This window comes from Streptomyces broussonetiae (genome assembly GCF_009796285.1).
Lineage (GTDB): Bacteria > Actinomycetota > Actinomycetes > Streptomycetales > Streptomycetaceae > Streptomyces > Streptomyces broussonetiae.
Genome location: NZ_CP047020.1, coordinates 4776982 through 4798198 on the forward strand (window position 1 = coordinate 4776982; position 21217 = coordinate 4798198).

The window sequence follows — 21217 nt, forward strand, 5'->3', positions numbered from 1 at the left end:
TTCCGCCGCGTCCTGCCGTTCACGGGCGGGACAGTTCCGTGATGCGGGCGGCCTGGGACGGGTAGCGCGCCGTCAGGTCGGCCGCGTCGCCGTGTTCGTAGTCCGCGTCGGTGAATCCGGGGGCCATCGTGGTGCCGAAGAGCGTCCACGCGCCGCCCGGGGCGACCCGCGCGCCCATCCAGGTGCGGGCCGGCACGGTCAGCTGGACGTGCTGGCCGGACAGCGGGGCGGGGCCGAGCACGGCGGTGCGGGCGGTGCCGTCGGGGGCGAGGAGCAGGAGGTGGAGCGGGTCGCCGAGGTAGAAGTGCCAGACCTCGTCGGTGGGCAGGCGGTGCAGGGCGGAGAAGTCGTCCGCGGTGAGCAGGGCGACGATGGCGGAGCCCTCGGGACGGCCGTCGGGGCGCACGGGGCCCGCCCAGGTACGCCGGAACAGGCCGCCTTCGCGCGGGATCGGTTCGAGCCCGTAGTGGGCGATCAGTTCTTGGGGCGTCGTCGTCACCCGGGGAAGGCTAGTCGCCCGGCAGGGCCACCGCCCGCTCCAGGAAGGCGAGTTGGGCGTGCTTCTCGGGCAGGTGCACCTCGGGGACGTCCACCTCGGGCAGGACGACCGCCGGGCCGCGCACAAAACCCTGGCGTTCGAAGCGGGCGATCGCCCTGGTGTTGCGCACGTCCGGGTCGACCACGAGCCGGCGCCGGTCCGCGGCCCGCAACGCGTACGTCGTCATCACGGACAGCAGTGCCGCCGTCCAGCCGGGGCGCGGGCCGTCGGGGCCGGCCGGGCCGAGCAGGACGTGGACACCGAGGTCGCCGGGGCGTACGTCGTAGCACTCGCCGACCCGGTCGGCGGCCGGCTCGTACGTCTGGAGCAGGGCCACCGGTACGCCGTCCTTGGTGACGAGGTGGGCGTGGTGGGTGTCGAGGCCGGCCATGTGGGCGTAGACGTCGGCGACCTCGTCCCGGGTGAGGCCGTTCATGCCCCAGAAGACGGCACGTTCCCCGCTCACCCAGCCGTGGACCACGTCCGCGTCGGCCACCGGGTCGAGGGGGCGGACGCCGACGGTGCCGAAGCCGTCGACGTGCTGCTCGTAGGGGTCGGTCATCGGGTCTCCTCGGTGCGTTCCAGCAGGGTCAGCAGGGTCCAGTCGGTGACGACGGGGACCAGGTCTCCCCTGAGCCACACGGGGAGTTGGTCACGGTGGTGGGCGGCGCCGGGAACCCCGTCGGCGCCGAAGGGGACCACCCAACGGCTGCTCGCGCGGTCGGCCAGGTCCCACACGTAACGAGCGGCCGGTCCGCGGGCCGCGCGGTCGGTGAGGCCCGGGACGGCGGAGGTGCACAGCACACAGTCGTGGTCACCGGCGAGTCCGGGTTCGGAGGGCGGGTCCGGGACAGGAGGCGCGTCCGGGGCAGGGTGCGGGACCGGGTGCAGGGCCGGGGCAGGGTGCGCGTCCGGTGCAGGGTGCGGGGCCGGGGCGGGCAGTGCGCGCCAGGGGGCGAGACGGTGGGTGTCGGACCAGGTACCGGCCGGGGGCCGGGCGGCCACCTCCTCCAGGGCGGCGCGGACGGCGGCCGGGCGGTCGATGCCGTACAACTCCTCGGCCCGCAGGAGGTGTTCGAGGGCGAAGCCGATACGCGGGACGAGGGCCAGCCAGGGGAGCAGGACCTCCGGATACGCGGGAGGCTCGGTCAGCGGGGCGAACACCGGGTGGGCGGCGAGACGGCGTACGACCGCGCCGCGCACGGCCGCGTAGGCCGCGGCGTCGCCGCTGTCGGCGTCCATGCGGCGGTTCCAGGCGAGCAGACGGCCGCGCAGCCGGGCCGCCTCGGGGGTGAGGCCGTCGAGGGCGGCCAGATGGCCGAACAGGGGCTCGGCGGAGCCCAGGCGGGTGTCGGTGTGGATCGCGCCCATGGCGTCGGCGGTCCAGGTGCGACGGGCGTCGAGGAGGGCGCGTATGCGGTCGGCACGGTGCGGTGGAGCGAACTCGACGCCGAGGGGGGAGGCGAGGCCGCGCTGGTTGGCCATCACCGCGGTGCCGTCCTCGACGGCGGCGCCGGGCGTCTCCTGCCAGCCCTGCCAGTCGTGGCCGGGCCGCCAGGCGGGAACCGGATGGAGACGGTTGGCCTGCGCGCGCAGCGGGACGCGGCCGGCGACGCGGTGCAGGGTGCCTCCGGCGGTGTCGGCCGCCTGGACCACGTTGACGGGCTCGACCCAGTGGTTCAGGGCCCGGTCGATGTCGGCGGCGGTACGGGCGCGCAGGAGCGGGAGCAGGGCGCTGAAGCCGAGGTCCTCGGTGACGCGGGGCGGGTAGCGCAGGGCGAGCGCTCCGGCTTCGCCTCCGGCGGGGACCGTGTCCCCGTCCGCGCCATGCGAGCGGCTTTCGTGGCCGGGGGCGGACGGCCCGGACGAGGTGTCCTCGCCGTCGGCGGTCCGTGGAACGTACGACGGCTCCGGGGACGGCGCCGTCCGCATGCCCCGGTGCACCTCGGCGCTCGCCGGCCCCGTTGCCCACGCGCCGACCCCGGCCTCCAGGCCCTCCGGCCCGCCGACGATCACCGGCCCCCGTGCCGTCTCGATCAGCTCGATCTCCAGCGGCGGCTCTCCCGCGATCTCCACCGTCTCGGTGTGCCGGGCGGCCCGGTGCCAGAGCCCGTCCGGGCCGAGGGCCTGGACGCCCGCGCCGGTGCGTCGCAGCCGTTCGCGGTACAGGTCCTGGTAGTCGGCCATGGCGTTGGTGATGGCCCAGGCGACCGTGCCGGTGTGGCCGAAGTGGGCGATGCCGGGGACGCCGGGCACGGCGAGGCCGACGACGTCGAACTCCGGGCAGGAGAGGTGGATCTGCTGGTAGACGCCGGGATCCTCGATGAACCGGTGCGGGTCCCCGGCGATCAGCGCGTGCCCGGTGGCGGTGCGGGCGCCGCAGACGAGCCAGCCGTTGCTGCCGGCGGTGCCGGGACCGTCGGTGGCGAACAGGCCGACGGCGTCGGGCCCCAGGTGCCGTATCGCCTGCTCGCGCCAGAGCTTGGCCGGGAACCCCGCGAACAGGATGTGGGTGGCGAGCCAGACGCCGAGCGGTGTCCAGGGCCGCCAGCGGCCGGGGGCGAGGCCGGCGCGGGCGAACTCCGGGGCGCGGCGGGCGCCTTGCGGCAGAGCCTCGTTGACGCCGTCGACGTAGGCGCGAACCCAGTCGGCCGTCCCGGGGTCGCGGCGTTCCAGCGCGGCGAAGCAGCGGCGGGCGGTGTCCTCGAGGCGGGCCCGGCGGGCCAGGAGGTCCCAGGACAGGGCGTCGGCGCCGAGGAAGGAGGCCGAGGTGCCCTGGGAGCGGTGGCGCTCGACCTCCAGTTGCCAGGCGCGGTCCACGGCGGTCACCCGGCCCTGGGCGCGGGCCAGTTCGAGGGTGCTGGAGGCGCGCAGATGGGGGATGCCCCAGGCGTCGCGGTACGTCTCTGTGGTCACCCGGAACCCTTCATCATTTTAGGTTAGCCTTGCCTAAGTTTCCATGCCGATCGTACGCGAAGGGTGGAGAGACGGTGGGCGGGGGCCGCCGTGAAACCCCGCCGGCCCGGCTGCACCGGGCGCGCGGCCCGGCGATCATCGACGCATGGATGTCACCCTGCACCTCGCCCAGGACCCGGCGGCCGACGCGCTGCTCGGCCGCTCCCCGCTCGCCGCGCTGGTGGGCATGCTGCTCGACCAGCAGGTTCCGATGGAGTGGGCGTTCAAGGGCCCTCGCACCATCGCCGACCGGCTCGGCGCCGGGGCCGCCGGCGATCTCGACGCGCACGAGATCGCCGCGATGAACCCGGAGGCCTTCGCCGCACTGCTCTCCGACAAGCCGGCCGTGCACCGCTACCCGGGCTCCATGGCCAAGAGGATCCAACAGCTGTGCCAGTACCTCGTCGAGCACTACGACGGGGACGCGGAGGCGGTCTGGCGGGACGTCCCGACCGGTTCCGAGGTGCTCGGGCGGCTCGAGGCCCTGCCCGGGTTCGGCAAGCAGAAGGCCCAGATCTTCCTCGCGCTGCTCGGCAAGCAGCTCGGGGTCGCCCCCAAGGGCTGGCGGGAGGCGGCCGGCGCGTACGGCGAGCCCAGGGCCCACCGGTCCGTCGCCGACATCACCGGGCCCGAGTCGCTGGCCAAGGTCCGCGCGCACAAGCAGGAGATGAAGGCCGCGGCCAAGGCGGCGAAGGCCTCCGGCAGGTAGGGCCGAGAGCTGGGGGCGGCGGGTGCATGGCGGGTGCGGACGGTGGGGCCTCGGCCGCGCGTGCGGGGTGTCCCCCGCCCCACGTGCGCAGCGGCCGGTCGCTCCCCCGAGTTCCCGGCGTTCCCGGCGTTCCCGGCTACGCCCGGGAGCGCGTCACCCGCCCGGCCCCTTCCCGATGGCACGCCCGCCCGCGCCGGTCCCAGCATGAACCATGACCGAGGCATCGAGCGGTCCGAACAGGGGCCGCGAGTACGACGACCGGAACGTCCATGCCGGCCGGCCGCCCGGTGGGCGGCACGAGCCGGAACCACCGTTCGAGGGGCCCCTGCACGCCCTGTCCCGAGCCGCCTGGCAGGTGGTCCTGGTCACCGGGGTCGCCTCGCTGATCCTGGGGATCCTGGTGCTGGTCTGGCCGGGCGCCTCCCTGCTCGCGGCCGGCGTCCTGTTCGGCCTCTACCTCGTGATCAGCGGCATCTTCCAGCTGGCCTCCGCGTTCGGCACGCACATGGCGACCTCGCTGCGCGTGCTGGCCTTCATCAGCGGCGCCGTGTCGATCCTGCTCGGCCTGTTCTGCTTCCGCGGGCCGATGCAGTCGATCCTGCTGCTCGCCCTGTGGATCGGCATCGGCTGGCTGATCCGCGGCATCACCCAGACCCTGGCCGCCGCCTCCGACCCCCGGATGCCCGCCCGTGGCTGGCAGGCCTTCCTCGGGGTCCTCACCTTCATCGCGGGCATCGTGCTCATCGACTCGCCGTTCAAGTCGGTCGCCGTGCTCACCCTCGTCGGCGGCATCTGGCTGGTCGTGGTGGGGATCACCGAGATCGTCACCGCGTTCAGCATCCGCGGCCGGGCCAGGCAAGTCCCCAGGACCGTCTGAGCCGTCGCCGCCGTCAACACCATGCCTCGCTTCTACGCCGTGCGGGCGGATCTCCCGCCCGAGGTGCTGCACCTGGCGTCCGGCCCGGGGAGAAGCCCCTCGTGAGCGGGACCGCGCGTACTCCGCGCAGCCGTACCCGGCTGCGGGTGCTCGTGCTGCTCCTCGCCCTGTGGGTGCCCCTGGCCCACGCGCAGGCCCAGGCGGCCCCCGCGTTGGTCGCGGCGTCCGGGATCTGCGGGCACTACGGCTCCGACGGTTCCGACGGCACCGACGCCCTCGACGGCCACGACGGGCTCGACGGTCTCGTACGTCCCCCCGTCCGCGCCCTCCACCGCACCGACGCACCCGAGCGCCCCGCGCCCCTGCCCGACCCGGCGCCCGCCCGCCCGGCACTGCGCCCGTGCCCCGGCGCGCCACGGGCGCCGTACGCCATCCCCCTGCTGCGCACGGTGGTCCTGCGCTGCTGACAGACCCGTGTCCCCACACCACACACGAGGTCAGTCGGCTCGACGCAAGGAGCACAGCCATGCCCAAGGACCCGTACGCCGTCCTGCGCGCCCTGCTGCGCGCGGAGGCGAGGCGCACCGCGCCGCCCAAGCCGGAGGAGAAGGAAGAACCGCAGCGGCAGCCCGGGGACCGGGACCACTGAACCGCTCCGGCGGAGGCGGGCCCACCGCCTCCGCCGGGCCGCGCCGCACAGGGACCGGGTGATCTCGCGGCCCGGCCGGGTGCCCACCGAACGGGCCAGGGACCTGAACATCCCGCCGCTCACGCCCCGTTCGACCAGCGAGGGCTCCTGCTCGGGTGCCCGCGGGGCCGCCGGCCGCGGGGCCTGCACCTGCGACCGGGCGCTCGGCTTCCCGCACGCCGACTCGCGGTCCACAGCCTGTGCACAACGGTCGTGGAGCGCGGAGCCTGCGACCGCCGGCGGCGCGGTCCCGCTGCCACTCGTCGCAGCCCCCTGTTCCCGTAGTAACCCCTTATGAGCCATTTGTGCGATCTTTTCAAGGCTTTCCAAGGCTCACACTCCCTCGCCATGGCTGCGCCCGGAACGTCTTGACCGGTAGGCTTTCCGTGTGATCTTCAAGCGCATCGGAAACGGCCGGCCGTACCCCGACCACGGCCGGGAAAGCACCCGGCAGTGGGCGGACGTCGCGCCGCGCCCGGTCCGCCTCGATCAGCTCGTGACCACCAAGCAGCAGCTCGACCTCGAGACCCTGCTGGCGGAGGACTCGACGTTCTACGGCGACCTCTTCGCACACGTCGTGAAGTGGCAGGGCGACCTCTATCTCGAAGACGGTCTGCACCGCGCGGTGCGCGCCGCGCTTCAGCAGCGCCAGGTGCTGCACGCACGCGTGCTCGAACTCGACTGACCCGGCTCGACACGGCCGTTGACCCTTTCGGGTTCCGCTGAGCCGCATCGACTGATCATCTAATAGGCATCGCCGCTCGGGCGCACTACGCTGCGCCCATGAGCATGCTGACTCCTCCCGGCATGGGCGGCCAGTACCGGATCACGGGGGACAAATACCCTCGGATGCGTCCGCCGCGCCGCCGCGCCAGGCTTGTGGCCGCCGTGGTGGCCGCCGTCTGTGCGCTCGGCCTGGTCGGCTGGGGCACGCTGCAGCTCATCGACGTCTTCAGCGGCGGCAAAAAGGCCTCGGCGGCCGGCTCGAAGACCGACTGCCGCCCCAGGACCACCACGGGCACCACGGCCGCACAGGTGAAGGCCCTGCCGCAGCCGGGGCAGATCACCGTGAACGTCTACAACGCCACCGCGCGCACGGGTCTCGCCAAGGACACCGCCGACGAGCTGAAGAAGCGCGGCTTCAAGATCGGCGACGTGGGCAACGCGAACAAGTCCTACGACGGGAAGGTCAAGGGCACCGGGATGCTCCTCGGCCCCGCCAGTGCGCTGCACGGCTCGCTGTCGGTCCTGGGCACACAGCTCGCCGGTGCCGAGCAGCACAGCGAGGCCGGCCGCAAGGGGGCCGATCTCGACCTCATCCTCGGCGACGGGTTCAAGGGGCTGGCCAAGCCGGGGGACGCGGCGAAGGCGCTGACGGCCCTGACGGCACCGCAGTCGACGGGGTCCACGGGATCGCCGAAGAAGTCCTGCTGACCGGGTTCCTGGGCGGCGGGCCCGCCGTGGCCGCCCGCTCCCCCGAGGTCCCGGCTCCGCCCGAACCCGGGGAGACCCCCGTCGCGGCGCGGTCGCCCGCCGGGCACGGCCCCGTGCTCCGCACGGGGCGCCCCCTTCCGTGTCTTCTGCCCGGCTGCTACTCGGCCGAGCCGTAGAGCCGGTCCCCGGCGTCGCCCAGCCCGGGCACGATGTACCCCTGCTCGTTGAGATGGTCGTCCACCGCCGCCGTCACGACCGTCACCGGAGTGCCCGCCAGCTCACGCTCCATGACCGCCACGCCCTCGGGGGCGGCGAGCAGGACCACCGCCGTCACATCGTCCGCACCGCGCTTGATCAGCTCCTGGATCGCCGCGACCAGCGTGCCGCCCGTGGCCAGCATCGGGTCCAGGACGTACACCTGGCGGCCCGAGAGGTCCTCCGGCATGCGCGAGGCGTACGTGGAGGCCTGCAGGGTCTCCTCGTTGCGGATCATGCCCAGGAAGCCCACCTCGGCCGTCGGCAGCAGCCGGACCATGCCGTCCAGCATGCCGAGACCGGCGCGCAGGATCGGCACGACCAGCGGGCGCGGACGGGCCAGCTTGACGCCGGTGGTCTGCGCGACCGGCGTCTGGATGTCGACCTGCTCGGTGCGCACGTCCCGCGTGGCCTCGTAGGCGAGCAGGGTGACCAGTTCGTCGGCGAGCCGCCGGAAGGTCGCGGAGTCGGTGCGCTGGTCGCGCAGCGTGGTGAGCTTGTGGGCGACCAGGGGGTGGTCGACGACGTGGAGACGCATGCCCATAACGGTACCTGCGCCTCGCACCCCCCTGGTGCTGGCGTCAAACCGCCCGTCCGGGGGAAAGTGGGAAGGACGGAAGTGGGGTGGTGTGCCGTGTCCGATCTGCCTGACCTTCCTGACGCCACGCCCGGGGACACCGGAGCCGCAGGACCCGCCCGGGACCCCCGCGACACGGGCGGGCCCGCGACACGTGGTTCCGACGCGCCCGAGACGGACGCCGAACGACGGCGACGGCGCGCCCGGTTCCTGCGTGATCTGGCCGAGGCCCGCGAGCTGCGCGCCCGGGTGCAGCCGCGACGCACCAGGACCGCCCGACTGCGCCACGAGATGCGGATGCGGACATTCCGCTGGTAGGCCGTCCGTAGGGCGCCCGGTAGGCCGTTCGTAGGGCGCTGGTGCTCCACTCGTGGGCCCGCCGGTGGGGAGGAAGCCCCTGGAGCAGGGCCCGGTAAGAAAGTTCTCGGTGAGGAAGATCCATGTCCGAGGCGGTGCTTGCGCGGTGGACGTGCGTGAGCGCCTGGAAAAGCCGCGTACGATCCGCAGGTGGCCGGCAAGACACAGGGAGCCGAAGACGTCCCCTGATCGCCTTGTTTCTGCCACGATTCCGAGTGGGTGGGGCTCGGAGCCCAGGCTCTGTCCGCCCACGTACCTCCGCCGGGGGGACCCCCAACCGGCACACCTATGACCAGTGGGAGAGTCACGGTGTACTTCGCCGCACTGCTCGCGCGCACCGAAGACGGGTGGGAAGCGAGCGACACAGAGCTCGACAATGTGGAAACCCTGTCGGATCTGGCCGACCTGGCCCGGGAAGCCTCTCCCGACGAGGACACGGTGCTCGTCCTGATCGAGCAGGAGGACGCCTGGTTCGGCGTCGTCCGCGTCGACGGCGAGGACGACCCGCGCATCTACGTCTCGGACGCGGCCGCCGCCCAGCGCAGCGCGTACGGCGAGCTGCTGCTCACCGACGAGCTGCTCGGCCGGGAGCCCGGCTCGGACGACGGCCCCGACCTGGACTCCCTGGACCTCGACGGCACGGAGGACGGCGAGTCCGACTCCGACGAGGACGACGAGGAGGAGGAGGGCGGCGCGGACGCGGTCCCGCACAGCCCGGTGGGCGACAGCCGGATCCTCGACGACCTGGGCATCGGCGAGAAGGAGCTGCGCATCCTGGACGCCGACGACGCGCTCAGCTCGATCGCCGAGGCTCTGGGCGCCGCGGAGGTCCTGGAGACCGTCCGCTGACCATCGAGAACACGGCAGCCGCACCGGACCCGGTGCGGGACCGCTGGCGGGCCGCGATGCGACTCGCCCTGGACGAGGCCGGACGGGCCGTCCAGGGCGGGGACGTCCCCGTCGGCGCCGTCGTGCTGTCCCCGGACGGTACGACGGTGCTCGGCGCCGGACACAACGAGCGTGAGGCCACCGGCGATCCCACCGCCCATGCGGAGGTCCTCGCCATCCGGCGGGCCGCCGCGCGGTTCGGGCAGTGGCGGCTGACCGACTGCACGCTCGTCGTCACCCTGGAGCCGTGCACCATGTGCGCGGGCGCCATCGTGCAGTCCCGTATCGACCGGGTCGTCTACGGCGCCCGGGACGAGAAGGCGGGAGCGGCGGGCTCGCTGTGGGACGTGATCCGGGACCGGCGGCTCAACCACCGGCCCGAGGTGATCGAGGGCGTCCTCGCGGCAGAGTGCGCCCATCTGCTCACGGAGTTCTTCCGGGACCGCTGACGGACGGCAGGCGGACGGCAGGCGGACCGCTGACGGACCACCCAGAGGCCGCGGGCGGGCCACGGGCGGGACAGCGACCGGAAGCCCGAGCGGGACCGCCGTATACCGATTTCGAAGCAAGCCCCACTGTGCTGTAGGGTCTCCCTCGGTAGCGTGTCCGAGCGGCCGAAGGAGCTCGCCTCGAAAGCGAGTGTGGCGCAAGTCACCGAGGGTTCAAATCCCTCCGCTACCGCTCACAGAAGGGCCCCGTCGACAGACGGGGCCCTTCTCGTCGTCCGGAACCCTCAAGTACGCGCCGCCCGAAGGCGTGCACACGGGTTCGCCGTCCGGCCTGTGCCCCGCACCACCTGCACGGGCCCCGCAAAAGACCTCGACCGGCGGGCCGTTGGCCCTCGAAAGAGGCGCGAAGGTTACACTCGCCGCCGGTGGCAGGGGCACACAGCGCAGGGGAGGCCGCGGTGACGGTGAACGCCAAGAAGATCGCCACGTACGCGCTCGTGGTCTTCGTGCTCTACGTGATCATCACGGACCCGGCCAAGGCGGCCGGCTACGTACAGATAGGCTTCGAGGGCATATCGGACGCCGCGAAGGCCATAGGCGACTTCATGACCTGGGCCGCCAACGGAGGAAAGAACTGAGGTACGTCCCATGATCCGCCATCTGGTCCTCTTCAGGCTCAACGAGGGCGTCGAGCGCGACGATCCGCGGGTCGCGGCGGGCGTGGCCGCCTTCCGGGCCCTCGGCGACCAGATCGAGGAGCTGCGGTTCTGGGAGTGCGGCTGGAACGTCAGCGACCGGCCGATCGCCTACGACTTCGCGATCAACTCGGCGGTCGAGGACACCGACGCCCTGGGCCGCTACCTGGAGCACCCGGCCCATCAGGCGGGCGTCGCGCAGTGGCGCGAGTTCGCCACGTGGGTGATCGCCGACTACGAGTTCTGAGCCCCGCTCCACCCGAGCCCTCCGCCGGACCGGCGGGGGGCTTTCGTGCGTTGCACGCCCCAACTTGTCGAAGTTTGAACACAACACGGCGTTATGCGGTGCTTGCACACAGTGCACATGTCTTGTGATGCTATGACCGCTTTTGATCGATGATTGAGCGACGAAGAGGTGGCGTTGACCGTGTCGGCCAGTACTGCGCCACCCCAGGAGGAGGCGGTCCCCCCTGCCCCCGCCCCCGCTCCTCCCGACACCCCGGAGAAGCGGCGCAGCGCCGACACCCGAGCCCTCACCCAGGTCCTCTTCGCCGAACTGAAGCAGCTCGCCCCGGGCACGCCGGAGCACCACCGGGTGCGCGGGGCGCTGATCGAGGCGAACCTCCCGCTCGTGCGCTACGCGGCCGCCCGCTTCCGCTCCCGCAACGAGCCGATGGAGGACGTCGTCCAGGTCGGCACCATCGGCCTGATCAACGCCATCGACCGGTTCGACCCGGACCGGGGCGTGCAGTTCCCGACCTTCGCGATGCCGACCGTGGTCGGCGAGATCAAGCGCTACTTCCGGGACAACGTCCGCACGGTCCACGTACCGCGCCGGCTGCACGAGCTGTGGGTGCAGGTCAACAGCGCGACCGAGGACCTCACCACGCTCTACGGCCGCTCCCCGTCCACCGCCGAGATCGCCGAGCGGCTCCGGATCGGCGAGGACGAGGTACTGAGCTGCATCGAGGCGGGCCGCTCGTACCACGCCACCTCCCTGGAGGCCGCGCAGGAGGGCGACGGGCTGCCCGGGCTGCTGGACCGGATCGGGTACGAGGACCCGGCCCTCGACGGCGTGGAACACCGCGACCTGGTCCGGCACCTGCTCGTCCAACTCCCCGAGCGCGAGCAGCGCATCCTCCTCCTGCGTTACTACAGCAATCTCACCCAGTCACAGATCAGCGCGGAACTCGGCGTCTCCCAGATGCACGTCTCGCGTCTCCTCGCCCGCAGCTTCCAGCGGCTGCGCTCCGCGAATCGCATCGACGCCTGAGGACTCCGGGCATAAGCGCTCGACACTTAAAGGCGCGATAAGAACCAGTACGGACCCAAGCGCGGGGGGCGTTCAGCCGATGCATAGCAGGCGCACGGAAGCACGCCTTGAGCGCTTCTGCATCGCATACCCGAGCGAGCGGTAACCGTCACGGGCGAATCGCTCACCTGGGCCGATGCCGACAGTTGGGGCCGGAAAAAGCGTCAGACCCCTTCCGTCCAGGGCCGATTCGGATCTGTCATGTCGACATGTCACTACAGCGTGTTGCCGACATGTGACATTCTGCGGGAGACGCGTTTGCCGGGCCTCCGGCTCCGGTATTCAGGTGAAGGCTGCGTTGCTCGAATGTCGGCGCCGCCGCGACCGTCCGCGACCCAAAGGGGGTGGCATGTCCGCAGACCAGGGCAGCTCGAAGGTGCTGACGCCCGCGACGAGCGAGGCAGCGCCCAAGGAGCTCGACGCTCTCGACGTCCTCGACGGAATCGAGGCCGTCACGGCCCTCGACGCCGTGCAGGCCCCGACCGCTCAGGCGGCCGCCCCTGTCCCGGCCCCGCCGGCGTCGGGTGACATCGACACCCGCACGTTGTCCCGCTCACTGTTCCTGCGACTCGCCGCCCTCGGCGAGGACAGCCCCGAGCGGGCCTACGTCCGGGACACCCTGATCGAGCTGAACCTCCCGCTGGTCCGCTACGCGGCCGCGCGCTTCCGCTCGCGAAACGAGCCGATGGAGGACATCGTCCAGGTCGGCACCATCGGCCTGATCAAGGCGATCGACCGCTTCGACTGCGAACGGGGCGTGGAGTTCCCGACGTTCGCGATGCCGACCGTGGTCGGCGAGATCAAGCGGTTCTTCCGCGACACCTCCTGGTCGGTCCGTGTCCCGCGCCGACTGCAGGAGCTGCGCCTCGCCCTCACCAAGGCGAGCGACGAACTCTCGCAGAAGCTGGACCGCTCTCCGACGGTGACCGAACTGGCCGCCGTGCTCGGCGTCTCCGAGGAGGACGTGGTCGACGGCCTGGCGGTCGGCAACGCCTACACCGCCTCCTCGCTCGACTCCCCCGCTCCCGAGGACGACGGCGGCGAGGGCTCGCTGGCCGACCGCCTCGGCTACGAGGACACCGCCCTGGAGGGCGTGGAGTACCGCGAGTCCCTCAAGCCCCTGCTGGCCAAACTCCCACCCCGTGAGCGCCGGATCATCATGCTGCGCTTCTTCGCCAACATGACCCAGTCCCAGATCGGCGAGGAGGTCGGCATCTCCCAGATGCACGTCTCCCGGCTGCTCACCCGGACGCTGGCCCAGCTGCGGGAGGGGCTGATCTCCGACTGAGGGTTCAGTTCTGACGGTTCGTCAGCGACACTGGCCCGATGCTGCGAGCGACAGGGCCGGACGACACCGCTCGAACAACCCGCGCGACATGGACACGTGGCCGCCGAGGCGCCGTTACGGCAGCGTCGGCGGCCGTCGTCGTACTGGGCGGGGTGCTCGCCGCGTGCGGGGGCCACGGCCCGGGCAGTGGCTATGTCGCGGTCGGCGCCGCGGGCGGCCCGGAGAGCAACGGTGCGGCGGCGACACCGACCGGTTCGGTGTCGCTGGTTCCGCTCGACGGCAACTCGGCGACGGGAGCGCCGGGTTCGCCACGACCGAGCAGCAGCGGGTCGGCCGCCCCGGGCAGCCCGGGGCAGAGCACGCCGGCACCGGGCACGCCGGGCGCCTCCGGCAGCACGGGTGGGGCGGCCTCCGGCAGCCCCGGCGAAGCCTCCGGCGGCACGGGCGGCGCGTCCGGCCGTACGACACCCGGGCCACCCGCGACCGGCTCCCCCACCCCGACTCCCGCCCCGGGCACGACCGTCGGACCGGCCGTCCTCACCTGGGGCAGGCCGACGACCGCGGCGACGGACCAGCGCTGGTGCCAGAAGGTGACCGTCGCCTTCCACAACTCGGGTGGAACCGCCGTGCGTTCGGGCTCGGTGACGTTCAGCACGCACATCATCGGCGCGCTCGGTATCGACTGGGGCACGGTCGACTCGGCCGCGGACCTGCCGGCGCCCATCGCGCCGGGCGCGCGGCCGAAGCCCACCTGGACGGTGTGCGTCGACGCCTGGCGCGTGCCGCTCGGCATGCACGTCGAGACGCGGGACGTCTCCGTCCAGTGGAAGTAGGGGGAGCGAGCGCCCGAGGCGCCGTACTCCTTACTTGAGCGCCAGCCAGGCCACGCCCGCCACCACGGCGATCGCCACGACGATGCCGATGATCAGGCCGATGCGGGGACCGGAGGAGGAAGCGGCGGCTGCCTGTGCCTGGCGCCCCTGGGGGGCCTCGTCGACGAACGCGCGGAACATCTGGGTGCTGCCGGCGGGGTCGTAATTGCCCTGGGGGCCCTGGGTGTTAGCCATGGCCCGAGACCTTAGCGAAGACGGGCCCGGCCGCCCAAGTGGGGGCCCTCGGGATCCCATCGGGACAGACGGGGGCACGCCACCCCCACTCACCTGCGTATTTACGATTGCAATACTTGCCTTTGCCAAGTTTTTGCGACTCTGGACCCCCTACTTGTTTGCCTGCAGCAACCAATCACCACTATGGTTGCCCCAAGCAACGAATACGGGAGGTGTGTGATGGCCGAGCGGGCGCAGTTCGAAGAGCTGGCGCGTCAGCTCAGTGCCGTCGGAGCCGTGAAACGGGACCTGGGGCGGATCCTGCCGTCCGACTGTCCGACCGGCTCGGCCGCCGTGCTGACCCTGCTGGGGCGCCACGGCGACATGCGCATGAGCAAGCTCGCGGAGCTGCTCGCCGTGGACATGTCGGTCACCAGCCGGCATGTCGCGCACGTCGCCGCGCGCGGCTGGATCGAACGGCACCCGGACCCCGCGGACAAGCGCTCGCGGATCCTGCGCCTGACGCCCTCGGGGCTGGCGCAGCTCGACGAGCTGTCCCGGCGGACCACGCATCTGCTCGCGGAGCGGCTCGCCGACTGGACCGACGACGAGGTCGGCCAGCTCATCCGGCTGATGACCCGCCTGCGCGACTCGTTCGGGGACTGCCGGGCCGCCTCGGTCCGGTTCCCCTCCGCCGTGGCCGAAGAGACCACACCCGTACTCGCAGAGACCACCCGTACACCCGCAAGCACGTAAGAAAAGGAAGCCCATGGCAACGACCACACCAGCCGGTGTGCGGGCTCATGCCAAGCATGGGGGAGGCTCCCCGGCGGAGCACGCCCCCATGACACACCGGCAGATCATGGAGGCGCTGTCCGGCCTGCTCCTGGGCCTGTTCGCCGCCATCCTCTCCTCGACGATCGTCACCAACGCACTGCCGACGATCATCAAGAGCATCGGCGGCGGCCAGTCCGCCTACACCTGGGTCGTCACGGCGGCACTGCTCGCCATGACCGCCTCCGTGCCGCTGTGGGGCAAGCTCGCCGACCTGGTCAGCAAGAAGGCGCTCGTCCAGATATCCCTGGTCATCTACGTCATAGGCTCGGTCGTCGCCGGTCTCGCGCAGAACCCGGCGATGCTGATCAGCGCGCGTGTCATCCAGGGCCTGGGCGCCGGCGGTCTGTCCGCCCTGGTGCAGGTCATCATGGCCGCGATGATCTCCCCCCGGGAGCGCGGCCGGTACTCCGGCTACACCGGCGCGACCTTCGCCCTCGCCACCGTCGGCGGCCCGCTGCTCGGCGGTGTCATCACCGACACCTCCTGGCTCGGCTGGCGCTACTGCCTCTTCGTCGGTATCCCCTTCGCGCTGATCGCGCTGGTCGTGCTGCAGAAGACGCTGCACCTGCCGGTCGTCAAGCGGAAGGTCAAGGTCGACTGGACCGGCGCCTTCTTCATCACCGCCGCCGCCTCGCTGCTGCTGGTCTGGGTCACCTTCGCCAACGACAAGTACGACTGGCTGTCCTGGCAGACGTACACGATGGTGGGCGGCACGATCGTGCTCGCGCTGCTGTTCGTGTTCACCGAGACCAGGGCCGCCGAGCCGATCATCCCGCTGCGGTTCTTCCGCAACCGCACGATCACGCTGGCCTCGCTGGCCTCGCTGTTCGTCGGTGTCGGCATGTACTCGGGCACCGTGTTCTTCTCGCAGTACTTCCAGCTGGCCCGCGACAAGTCGCCGACGATGTCCGGCGTCATGACCATCCCGATGATCGGCGGTCTGTTCGTCGCGTCCATGGTCTCCGGCCGCTTCATCACCAGCACCGGCCGCTGGAAGGGCTGGCTGGTCGGCGGCGGTGTCTCCCTCACGGCGGGCCTCGCCCTGCTCGGCCTGATGCGCTACGACACCCCGTACTGGGAGCTGTCGATCTACATGGCGCTGCTCGGCATCGGCGTCGGCACGATGATGCAGAACCTGGTGCTGTCCACGCAGAACCAGGTCCAGCCCAAGGACCTGGGCGCCGCCTCCTCCGTGGTGAGCTTCTTCCGCTCCCTCGGCGGTGCGGTCGGCGTCGGCGTGCTCGGCTCGGTCATGTCGGAGCGGATCACCCACCACGCCAAGGACACCATCACCGAGCTGAGTCCCAGGGCGCGGGAGGCCGCGGCCCAGGCCGTCGGCAGCAGCAACCTGCCCGACATGAACGCGCTGCCGACCCCGGTGCGCAGCTGGCTGGAGGGCGCCTACGGCCACGGCATCGCGGACGTCTTCCTGTACGCGGCCCCGTGCGCGCTGATCGCGTTCATCACGGTGCTGTTCATCAAGGAGGTCCCGCTCAGGACGTCCGGCGCGCTGGCCCAGGCCGCGCAGGAGAAGGCCGGGGCGGTCGCGGAAGCCGCCGCTCCCGTGGACATGACCGTGGAGAACATCGTGCAGGAACCCGCACAGCAGAAGGTCCCCAGCTGGGCCACGCCCGTGGTGTCGGACGCCTCCGCCGAGGCGCCGGCCGCGGCGACCGCCGCGGCGCCGGTGGCGACCGCCGTCGCGACGCTCGCCGGGCCCGGCTCGGGCGGCCCGGGCGGCACCCCGGTGCACGGCTTCGTCCGCGGCGCCGAGAGCGCCCCGGTCCCGCAGGCCGCGGTCACCCTGATCTCGCTGTCCGGCCGCCAGCTGGGCCGCGCGGTCGCCCAGGGCGACGGCTCCTACTCCGTCGACGCCCCGGGCACGGGTTCGTACGTCCTGATCGCCTCCGCCGACGGCTACCAGCCGCAGGCCTCCACCGTCGTGGTGGGCGAGGAGCCGCTGCCGTACGACATCCTGCTCAGCGGCACCAGTGGGCTGACCGGTGTCGTCCGGGCCGCCGGGAGCGCGCTGCCGGTCAAGGACGCCATGGTGATCGTCACCGATGTACGCGGTGACCTGCTGGCCACCGCCGCCACCGGTGAGCAGGGCGAGTTCGCCTTCACCGATCTGGTGCCCGGTACCGTGACGATGGCCGTCAACGCGAGCGGCTTCCGGCCGCGCGCGCTGCCGGTCGAGGTCGGCACCACCGGGATCACCCGGATCGAGATCGACCTGGACGCCGGCGCCCGCCTCCAGGGTGTCATCAGGGCCCCGCACGGTCCGCTGGCCGACGCCCGTGTGACCCTGGTCGACCAGGCCGGCAACGTGGTCGGCACCGCCACCACCGGAACGGACGGCGCGTACGCCTTCACCGACCTGGACAGCGGCGAGTACACCGTCATCGCGACGGGCTACCCGCCGGTGGCCACCGCGCTGACCGTCGCCGGCACCGGAGTCGACGGCCACGAGATCCAGCTCGCCCACCCCGGCGAGTAGTGCACCCCCGGCCCGTGGCACACGTACCGTCGTGTGCCACGGGCCGATGCCATAAGACCAATTTGTAAGGCTTTTCAGGGAGAAAACGGGATGGGACTGACCGCGAAGATCCGCACGCGTGACGGGTGGGCCGTGTCGCACGCGGTCGTCACGGTGACCGACATGACCGGTACGCAGGTGCTGCGCGCCGAGGCGGATACCGAGGGGACGGTACGGGACACCACCGAGCTGGTGCCGGGGGCGTACACGGTGATCGTGACGGCGGTCGGGTACGCGCCCGCCGCCTCCAGCGCGATCGTCACCGCGAGCGGCCGGGCCGAGGTCGGCACGGTCACACTGGCCCGGCAGGGCGGCACCGAGCTGCCGCCGCCCGGGCCCTGGACGATCGACCCGGTGCACTCCTCCGTGGCCGCGGTCGCCCAGCACCTGGGCATCTCCAGCGTGCACGGCCGGTTCACGGAGTTCGGCGGCACGATCGAGATCGCACCTGACGACGTCACCAAGTCCCGGGTGGAGGCGGTGATCAAGGCCGCGTCCATCGACACGGGCAACGCGATGCGCGACACGCATCTGAAGTCCGGGGACTTCCTCGACGTCGAGCAGCACCCGGAGATCACGTACCGCTCCACCGGTGTGACGGTGGCCGGCTCGGACCGCTGGACGGTCCACGGCGAGCTGTCGATGCACGGTGTCGTACGGCCGGTCGACCTGGACCTGGCGTACCTCGGCACCGGCGCGGACCCCTGGGGCGGCACGCGCGCCGCGTTCCGCGCGACCGCGGAACTGCGCCGCGAGGACTTCGCGATGAACTACAACCAGGTTCTGCAGGCCGGTATCGCGGCGATCGGTACGACGCTGAAGGTGGATCTGGACATCCAGGCGGTACAGGGCGACTCGCTGCCCCAGGCGTAGGCACAGCAGGGTCAGCCACAGGGGCACACACTGCCCCTAGGCTGCCCCCATGGCACCGAACATCGCTACCAACACCCGTGTATCGCTGGACGAGCTGCTGGACTTCGTACGGCCCCGGCACCGGGCCCTGCTGCTGACCCGCCGCTCCGACGGCGGGCCGCAGGCCTCTCCGCTGACCTGTGGAGTCGACGACGCGGGCCGGATCGTCGTCTCCACCTACCCCGAGCGCGCCAAGACCCGCAACGCCAAGCGCGACCCGCGGGTCGCCCTGGTCGTCCTGAGCGACGAGTGGAACGGCCCCTGGGTCCAGATCGACGGCACGGCCGAGGTCATCGACACCCCGGACTCCGTGGAACCGCTCGTCGAGTACTACCGCAACATCGCCGGCGAACACCCCGACTGGGACGAGTACCGCGCGGCGATGGTCAAGCAGGGCAAATCGATCATCCGGGTGACCCCGCAGCGCTGGGGACCCATCGCCACCGGGGGCTTCCCGGCCCGGCTGGTGTCCGAGGAGTGAGGGGGGACAGCCGGGACCGAGGGAGTCAGCCGCGTTCCACCATCGCCTCGATGCCCGCCACCAGCAGGTCCAGGGCGTAGGTGAAGTCGCGGTCCAGCATTTCGGCGACCGTGTCCCCGCCGCGGGCCGCCACGATGTCCCTGGACTCCTCCACGGCCTCGGCGGTCTGCGGGGCCTCGGCCACCATGGCCAGGGCCCGCTGGTGATACTCGTCGGCGCTCAGCCCGGTGTCCGCGATCCGGGCGGAGAAGTGCGCCTCGTACGTGCCGTAGCCGTAGACGAACTGGAAGACCGCCGAGATCGCCCCCATGACCCCGTGCGCGGGCAGCCCCGCCCGGCGGACCACCCGCTGGACCACGCGGGAGAACGCCAGCGCGTTCGGGCCGATGTTGAGATAGCGCCCGGCGAGCGGCGACAGCCAGGTGTGGCGCACCAGCAGCGCCCGGTACTCGGTGGCCAGCCCCCGCAACTGCCCGCGCCAGTCCTCGCCCTCGGCGTCCGGGTCGGGCAGCCGCAACTCGCCGAAGACGGCGTCCAGGGCGAGTTCGAGCAGGTCGTCCTTGGTGTCGACGTACCAGTACAGGGACATCGCGGTGACGTTCAGCTCCGCGGCCAGCCGCCGCATGGACAACTTCGCCAGCCCCTCGGCGTCGAGCAGCCGCACGGACACCGAGGTGATCCGCTCCCGGTCGAGCCCTGAGGGCTGGGCGGCACTGCGTCCGCCACGGGGGGCCTTCGCCTCCAGCCACACGCTGCCCCTCGCCGACCGCCCTGCTTCCTTCACCACCGGTGCACCTTCCTCGAATCCGGCCATTGGTCCAACCTAAGGGGCACACGGCTGTGTCCGATATGCGGCTGCGCCGCGCGGGCGCGAGCGACCCCGATGCATCCGCACCCGCACCCCCACCCGCCCGTACACCGATACCCCCGAGCCGACAGGGCCTAGGCGCCCACCCGCTCCGCCCGTCGCAACAGCGCCGCCGTGAGGAACCCCCCGGCCAGCACGGCAACGGCTCCCACCAACTGACCGGCGCCCAGAGCGGTGGACAGCGTCTTTCCCGACGCCACGGAAGAGCTGAGCACAGCACCCAGGACGGCAACACCAAGACCGTTGCCGAACTCTGCCAACGTTCCGTTGATCCCGGCCCCCACCCCGGCCTTCTCCGCAGGGATCGCGCTCATGACGGCGTGCGCCATCGCCGGGTTGGCGACCGCGGCCCCCATGCCGATCAGCACCAGCCCCAGCAGGGTCCCGGCATACCCGCCGGAGTCCACCTCCGCGATCGCCACGAGCCCGGCCGCCATCAGCGCCATCCCGAGCGCGACGGACACGGGCGTGCCCAGCCGGGCGGACAACTTCGCCGACAACCCGGTGAAGTTGAGCAGCACCACCGTCACCGCCAGCGGAGCGGTCCGCAGCCCCGCCTCCAACGGCCCGTACCCGAGCACGAACTGCAGATGCTGCGTCAGCAGGAACATCGCCCCGCCCATGCCGAACATGAGCAGCAGGGCCCCGGCGACCGCGCCCGTGAACTGCCGGTTCCTGAAGAAGTGCAGGTCGAGCATCGGCTCGGCGACCCTGCCCTCCCACCGGGCGAAGGCCCCGAGCACGAGCACCGCCGCGCCGGCCGTACCGAGCACGCGGGGAGAGGTCCAGCCGTGCTCCGGGCCGGAGATGATCGCGAAGACCAACGCGGCCATACCGATGGTCGACAGCACCGCGCCGAGCAGGTCGGGGCGGTCGCCGCCAGGGCTCTTCGACTCCGGTACGAGCACCACCACCGCGACCAGGGCCAGCACCGCGACCGGGATGTTGATCAGGAAGATCGCGCCCCACCGGAAGTGGTTCAGTACGAAGCCGCCGACGAGCGGACCGCCGCCGAAGCCGAGCGCGTTGACCGCGCTCCAGATGCCGATCGCCTTCGGCTGCTCCTCGGGCGTGAAGATCTGCATGGCCACGGCCAGCGTGGTGGTCAGCAGCAGCGCACCGCCTATGCCCATGCCGGCCCGGGCAGCGATCAACTGGCCGGTGGTTCCTGAGAGTCCGGCCGCCAGCGAGCCGATGCCGAACAGGGCGAGCCCGGCCATCAGCATCTTCTTACGGCCGTAGCGGTCGGCGGCGCTGCCCGCGGTGAGCAGCAGCCCGGACTGCACCAGGGAGTACGCGTTGATCATCCATTGGATGTCCGAGGTGGCGGCGTGCAGTTCGCGGGTGAGCGAGGGGATGGCCACGTTCAGGACGGTGTTGTCGAGCAGCACGGTGAGCTGGGCCAGGCAGATGACGCCGAGGATCAGCCAGCGCTGGGGGTGTCCCTGGGATACAGACATGTCGTACACCGTATAGCAGCTGCTATACGGTGTACGACACCCTTTTCCGCCGCCG

General features: G+C 71.9%; 25 protein-coding genes and 1 tRNA gene. 19 read left to right on the forward strand and 7 right to left on the reverse strand.

Annotated features, from left to right (window positions below):
* Positions 1–19: 19 nt before the first annotated feature.
* Genes GQF42_RS22140 through GQF42_RS22150 form a run of 3 tightly spaced genes read right to left on the reverse strand, consistent with a single transcriptional unit; the run spans position 20 to position 3454 of the window.
* Positions 20–499, reverse strand: coding sequence for a cupin domain-containing protein (locus tag GQF42_RS22140; RefSeq protein ID WP_158922508.1), 480 nt, complete (start codon positions 497–499; stop codon positions 20–22).
* Between the two features lie 10 nt (positions 500–509).
* The gene (locus GQF42_RS22145) at positions 510–1100 is read right to left on the reverse strand and encodes a GNAT family N-acetyltransferase (protein ID WP_158922510.1); all 591 of its coding nucleotides are present in this window, start codon (positions 1098–1100) and stop codon (positions 510–512) included.
* Positions 1097–3454 carry a penicillin acylase family protein gene (locus GQF42_RS22150; protein ID WP_158922512.1) on the reverse strand — a complete coding sequence of 786 codons (2358 nt, stop codon included), beginning with the start codon at positions 3452–3454 and terminating at the stop codon, positions 1097–1099. The genes GQF42_RS22145 and GQF42_RS22150 overlap by 4 nt, the downstream gene beginning before the upstream one ends.
* A 145-nt stretch (positions 3455–3599) precedes the next feature.
* Between GQF42_RS22150 and GQF42_RS22155 the strand changes: the two genes are divergently transcribed.
* The 6 genes from GQF42_RS22155 (at position 3600) to GQF42_RS22175 (ending at position 7201) form a co-directional block, all read left to right on the forward strand.
* Positions 3600–4202, forward strand: coding sequence for an HhH-GPD-type base excision DNA repair protein (locus tag GQF42_RS22155; protein ID WP_158922514.1), 603 nt, complete (start codon positions 3600–3602; stop codon positions 4200–4202).
* 211 nt (positions 4203–4413) lie between these two features.
* Positions 4414–5079 carry an HdeD family acid-resistance protein gene (locus GQF42_RS22160; protein WP_158922516.1) on the forward strand — a complete coding sequence of 222 codons (666 nt, stop codon included), beginning with the start codon at positions 4414–4416 and terminating at the stop codon, positions 5077–5079.
* A 101-nt stretch (positions 5080–5180) separates the two neighbouring features.
* A complete protein-coding gene (locus GQF42_RS22165; RefSeq protein ID WP_233273416.1) occupies positions 5181–5546 on the forward strand; it encodes a hypothetical protein in 366 nt (121 codons plus the stop codon).
* Positions 5547–5605: 59 nt separating this feature from the next.
* On the forward strand, positions 5606–5728 hold the full coding sequence (locus GQF42_RS46980) for a hypothetical protein (protein WP_267906147.1): 123 nt from the start codon (positions 5606–5608) through the stop codon (positions 5726–5728).
* Positions 5729–6155: 427 nt separating this feature from the next.
* Entirely contained in the window at positions 6156–6452 is a 297-nt protein-coding gene (locus GQF42_RS22170) for a type II toxin-antitoxin system VapB family antitoxin (RefSeq protein WP_004943146.1), read from the forward strand.
* Between the two features lie 98 nt (positions 6453–6550).
* On the forward strand, positions 6551–7201 hold the full coding sequence (locus GQF42_RS22175) for a LytR C-terminal domain-containing protein (protein WP_233273417.1): 651 nt from the start codon (positions 6551–6553) through the stop codon (positions 7199–7201).
* A 157-nt stretch (positions 7202–7358) separates the two neighbouring features.
* Here GQF42_RS22175 and upp read toward each other — a convergent pair whose 3' ends face one another.
* Positions 7359–7994: a uracil phosphoribosyltransferase gene (gene upp / locus GQF42_RS22180; protein ID WP_158922518.1), complete on the reverse strand. Its 636-nt coding sequence runs from the start codon at positions 7992–7994 to the stop codon at positions 7359–7361.
* A 105-nt stretch (positions 7995–8099) separates the two neighbouring features.
* Here upp and GQF42_RS22185 point away from each other — a divergent pair, with 105 nt between their 5' ends.
* The 9 genes from GQF42_RS22185 (at position 8100) to GQF42_RS22225 (ending at position 13855) form a co-directional block, all read left to right on the forward strand.
* Positions 8100–8351 (forward strand): hypothetical protein, encoded by a 252-nt coding sequence (locus GQF42_RS22185; RefSeq protein WP_158930430.1) that lies wholly within the window; start codon positions 8100–8102, stop codon positions 8349–8351.
* 348 nt (positions 8352–8699) lie between these two features.
* On the forward strand, positions 8700–9239 hold the full coding sequence (locus GQF42_RS22190; RefSeq protein WP_158930432.1) for a tRNA adenosine deaminase-associated protein: 540 nt from the start codon (positions 8700–8702) through the stop codon (positions 9237–9239).
* Between the two features lie 56 nt (positions 9240–9295).
* Positions 9296–9727 carry a tRNA adenosine(34) deaminase TadA gene (gene tadA / locus GQF42_RS22195; RefSeq protein WP_233273418.1) on the forward strand — a complete coding sequence of 144 codons (432 nt, stop codon included), beginning with the start codon at positions 9296–9298 and terminating at the stop codon, positions 9725–9727.
* A gap of 147 nt (positions 9728–9874) precedes the next feature.
* A tRNA-Ser gene (locus tag GQF42_RS22200) sits at positions 9875–9959 on the forward strand.
* Positions 9960–10185: 226 nt separating this feature from the next.
* A complete protein-coding gene (locus tag GQF42_RS22205; protein WP_158930434.1) occupies positions 10186–10365 on the forward strand; it encodes a hypothetical protein in 180 nt (59 codons plus the stop codon).
* Between the two features lie 10 nt (positions 10366–10375).
* Entirely contained in the window at positions 10376–10669 is a 294-nt protein-coding gene (locus GQF42_RS22210; RefSeq protein WP_158922522.1) for a Dabb family protein, read from the forward strand.
* Positions 10670–10822: 153 nt separating this feature from the next.
* Positions 10823–11695: an RNA polymerase sigma factor SigF gene (locus tag GQF42_RS22215; protein ID WP_233273419.1), complete on the forward strand. Its 873-nt coding sequence runs from the start codon at positions 10823–10825 to the stop codon at positions 11693–11695.
* A gap of 388 nt (positions 11696–12083) precedes the next feature.
* Entirely contained in the window at positions 12084–13022 is a 939-nt protein-coding gene (locus GQF42_RS22220) for an RNA polymerase sigma factor SigF (RefSeq protein ID WP_158922524.1), read from the forward strand.
* Between the two features lie 38 nt (positions 13023–13060).
* Complete coding sequence (locus tag GQF42_RS22225; RefSeq protein ID WP_158922526.1) at positions 13061–13855, forward strand: hypothetical protein; 795 nt, start codon at positions 13061–13063, stop codon at positions 13853–13855.
* A gap of 30 nt (positions 13856–13885) precedes the next feature.
* Here the strand turns inward: GQF42_RS22225 and GQF42_RS22230 are convergent, their stop codons facing one another.
* Entirely contained in the window at positions 13886–14089 is a 204-nt protein-coding gene (locus GQF42_RS22230; protein WP_158922528.1) for a hypothetical protein, read from the reverse strand.
* 219 nt (positions 14090–14308) lie between these two features.
* On the opposite strand from GQF42_RS22230, the gene GQF42_RS22235 reads away from it, so the two are divergent.
* The 4 genes from GQF42_RS22235 (at position 14309) to GQF42_RS22250 (ending at position 18834) form a co-directional block, all read left to right on the forward strand.
* On the forward strand, positions 14309–14824 hold the full coding sequence (locus GQF42_RS22235; protein ID WP_158922530.1) for a MarR family winged helix-turn-helix transcriptional regulator: 516 nt from the start codon (positions 14309–14311) through the stop codon (positions 14822–14824).
* 13 nt (positions 14825–14837) lie between these two features.
* On the forward strand, positions 14838–17402 hold the full coding sequence (locus tag GQF42_RS22240; RefSeq protein WP_158922532.1) for an MFS transporter: 2565 nt from the start codon (positions 14838–14840) through the stop codon (positions 17400–17402).
* A gap of 90 nt (positions 17403–17492) precedes the next feature.
* The gene (locus tag GQF42_RS22245; RefSeq protein ID WP_158922535.1) at positions 17493–18314 is read left to right on the forward strand and encodes a YceI family protein; all 822 of its coding nucleotides are present in this window, start codon (positions 17493–17495) and stop codon (positions 18312–18314) included.
* Between the two features lie 49 nt (positions 18315–18363).
* Positions 18364–18834, forward strand: coding sequence for a PPOX class F420-dependent oxidoreductase (locus GQF42_RS22250; protein WP_158922537.1), 471 nt, complete (start codon positions 18364–18366; stop codon positions 18832–18834).
* A gap of 25 nt (positions 18835–18859) precedes the next feature.
* Here the strand turns inward: GQF42_RS22250 and GQF42_RS22255 are convergent, their stop codons facing one another.
* Together GQF42_RS22255 and GQF42_RS22260 are read right to left on the reverse strand one after the other, a co-directional pair.
* Entirely contained in the window at positions 18860–19621 is a 762-nt protein-coding gene (locus tag GQF42_RS22255; RefSeq protein ID WP_233273420.1) for a TetR/AcrR family transcriptional regulator, read from the reverse strand.
* A 155-nt stretch (positions 19622–19776) separates the two neighbouring features.
* Complete coding sequence (locus GQF42_RS22260; RefSeq protein WP_199272755.1) at positions 19777–21162, reverse strand: MFS transporter; 1386 nt, start codon at positions 21160–21162, stop codon at positions 19777–19779.
* Positions 21163–21217 lie beyond the last annotated feature (55 nt).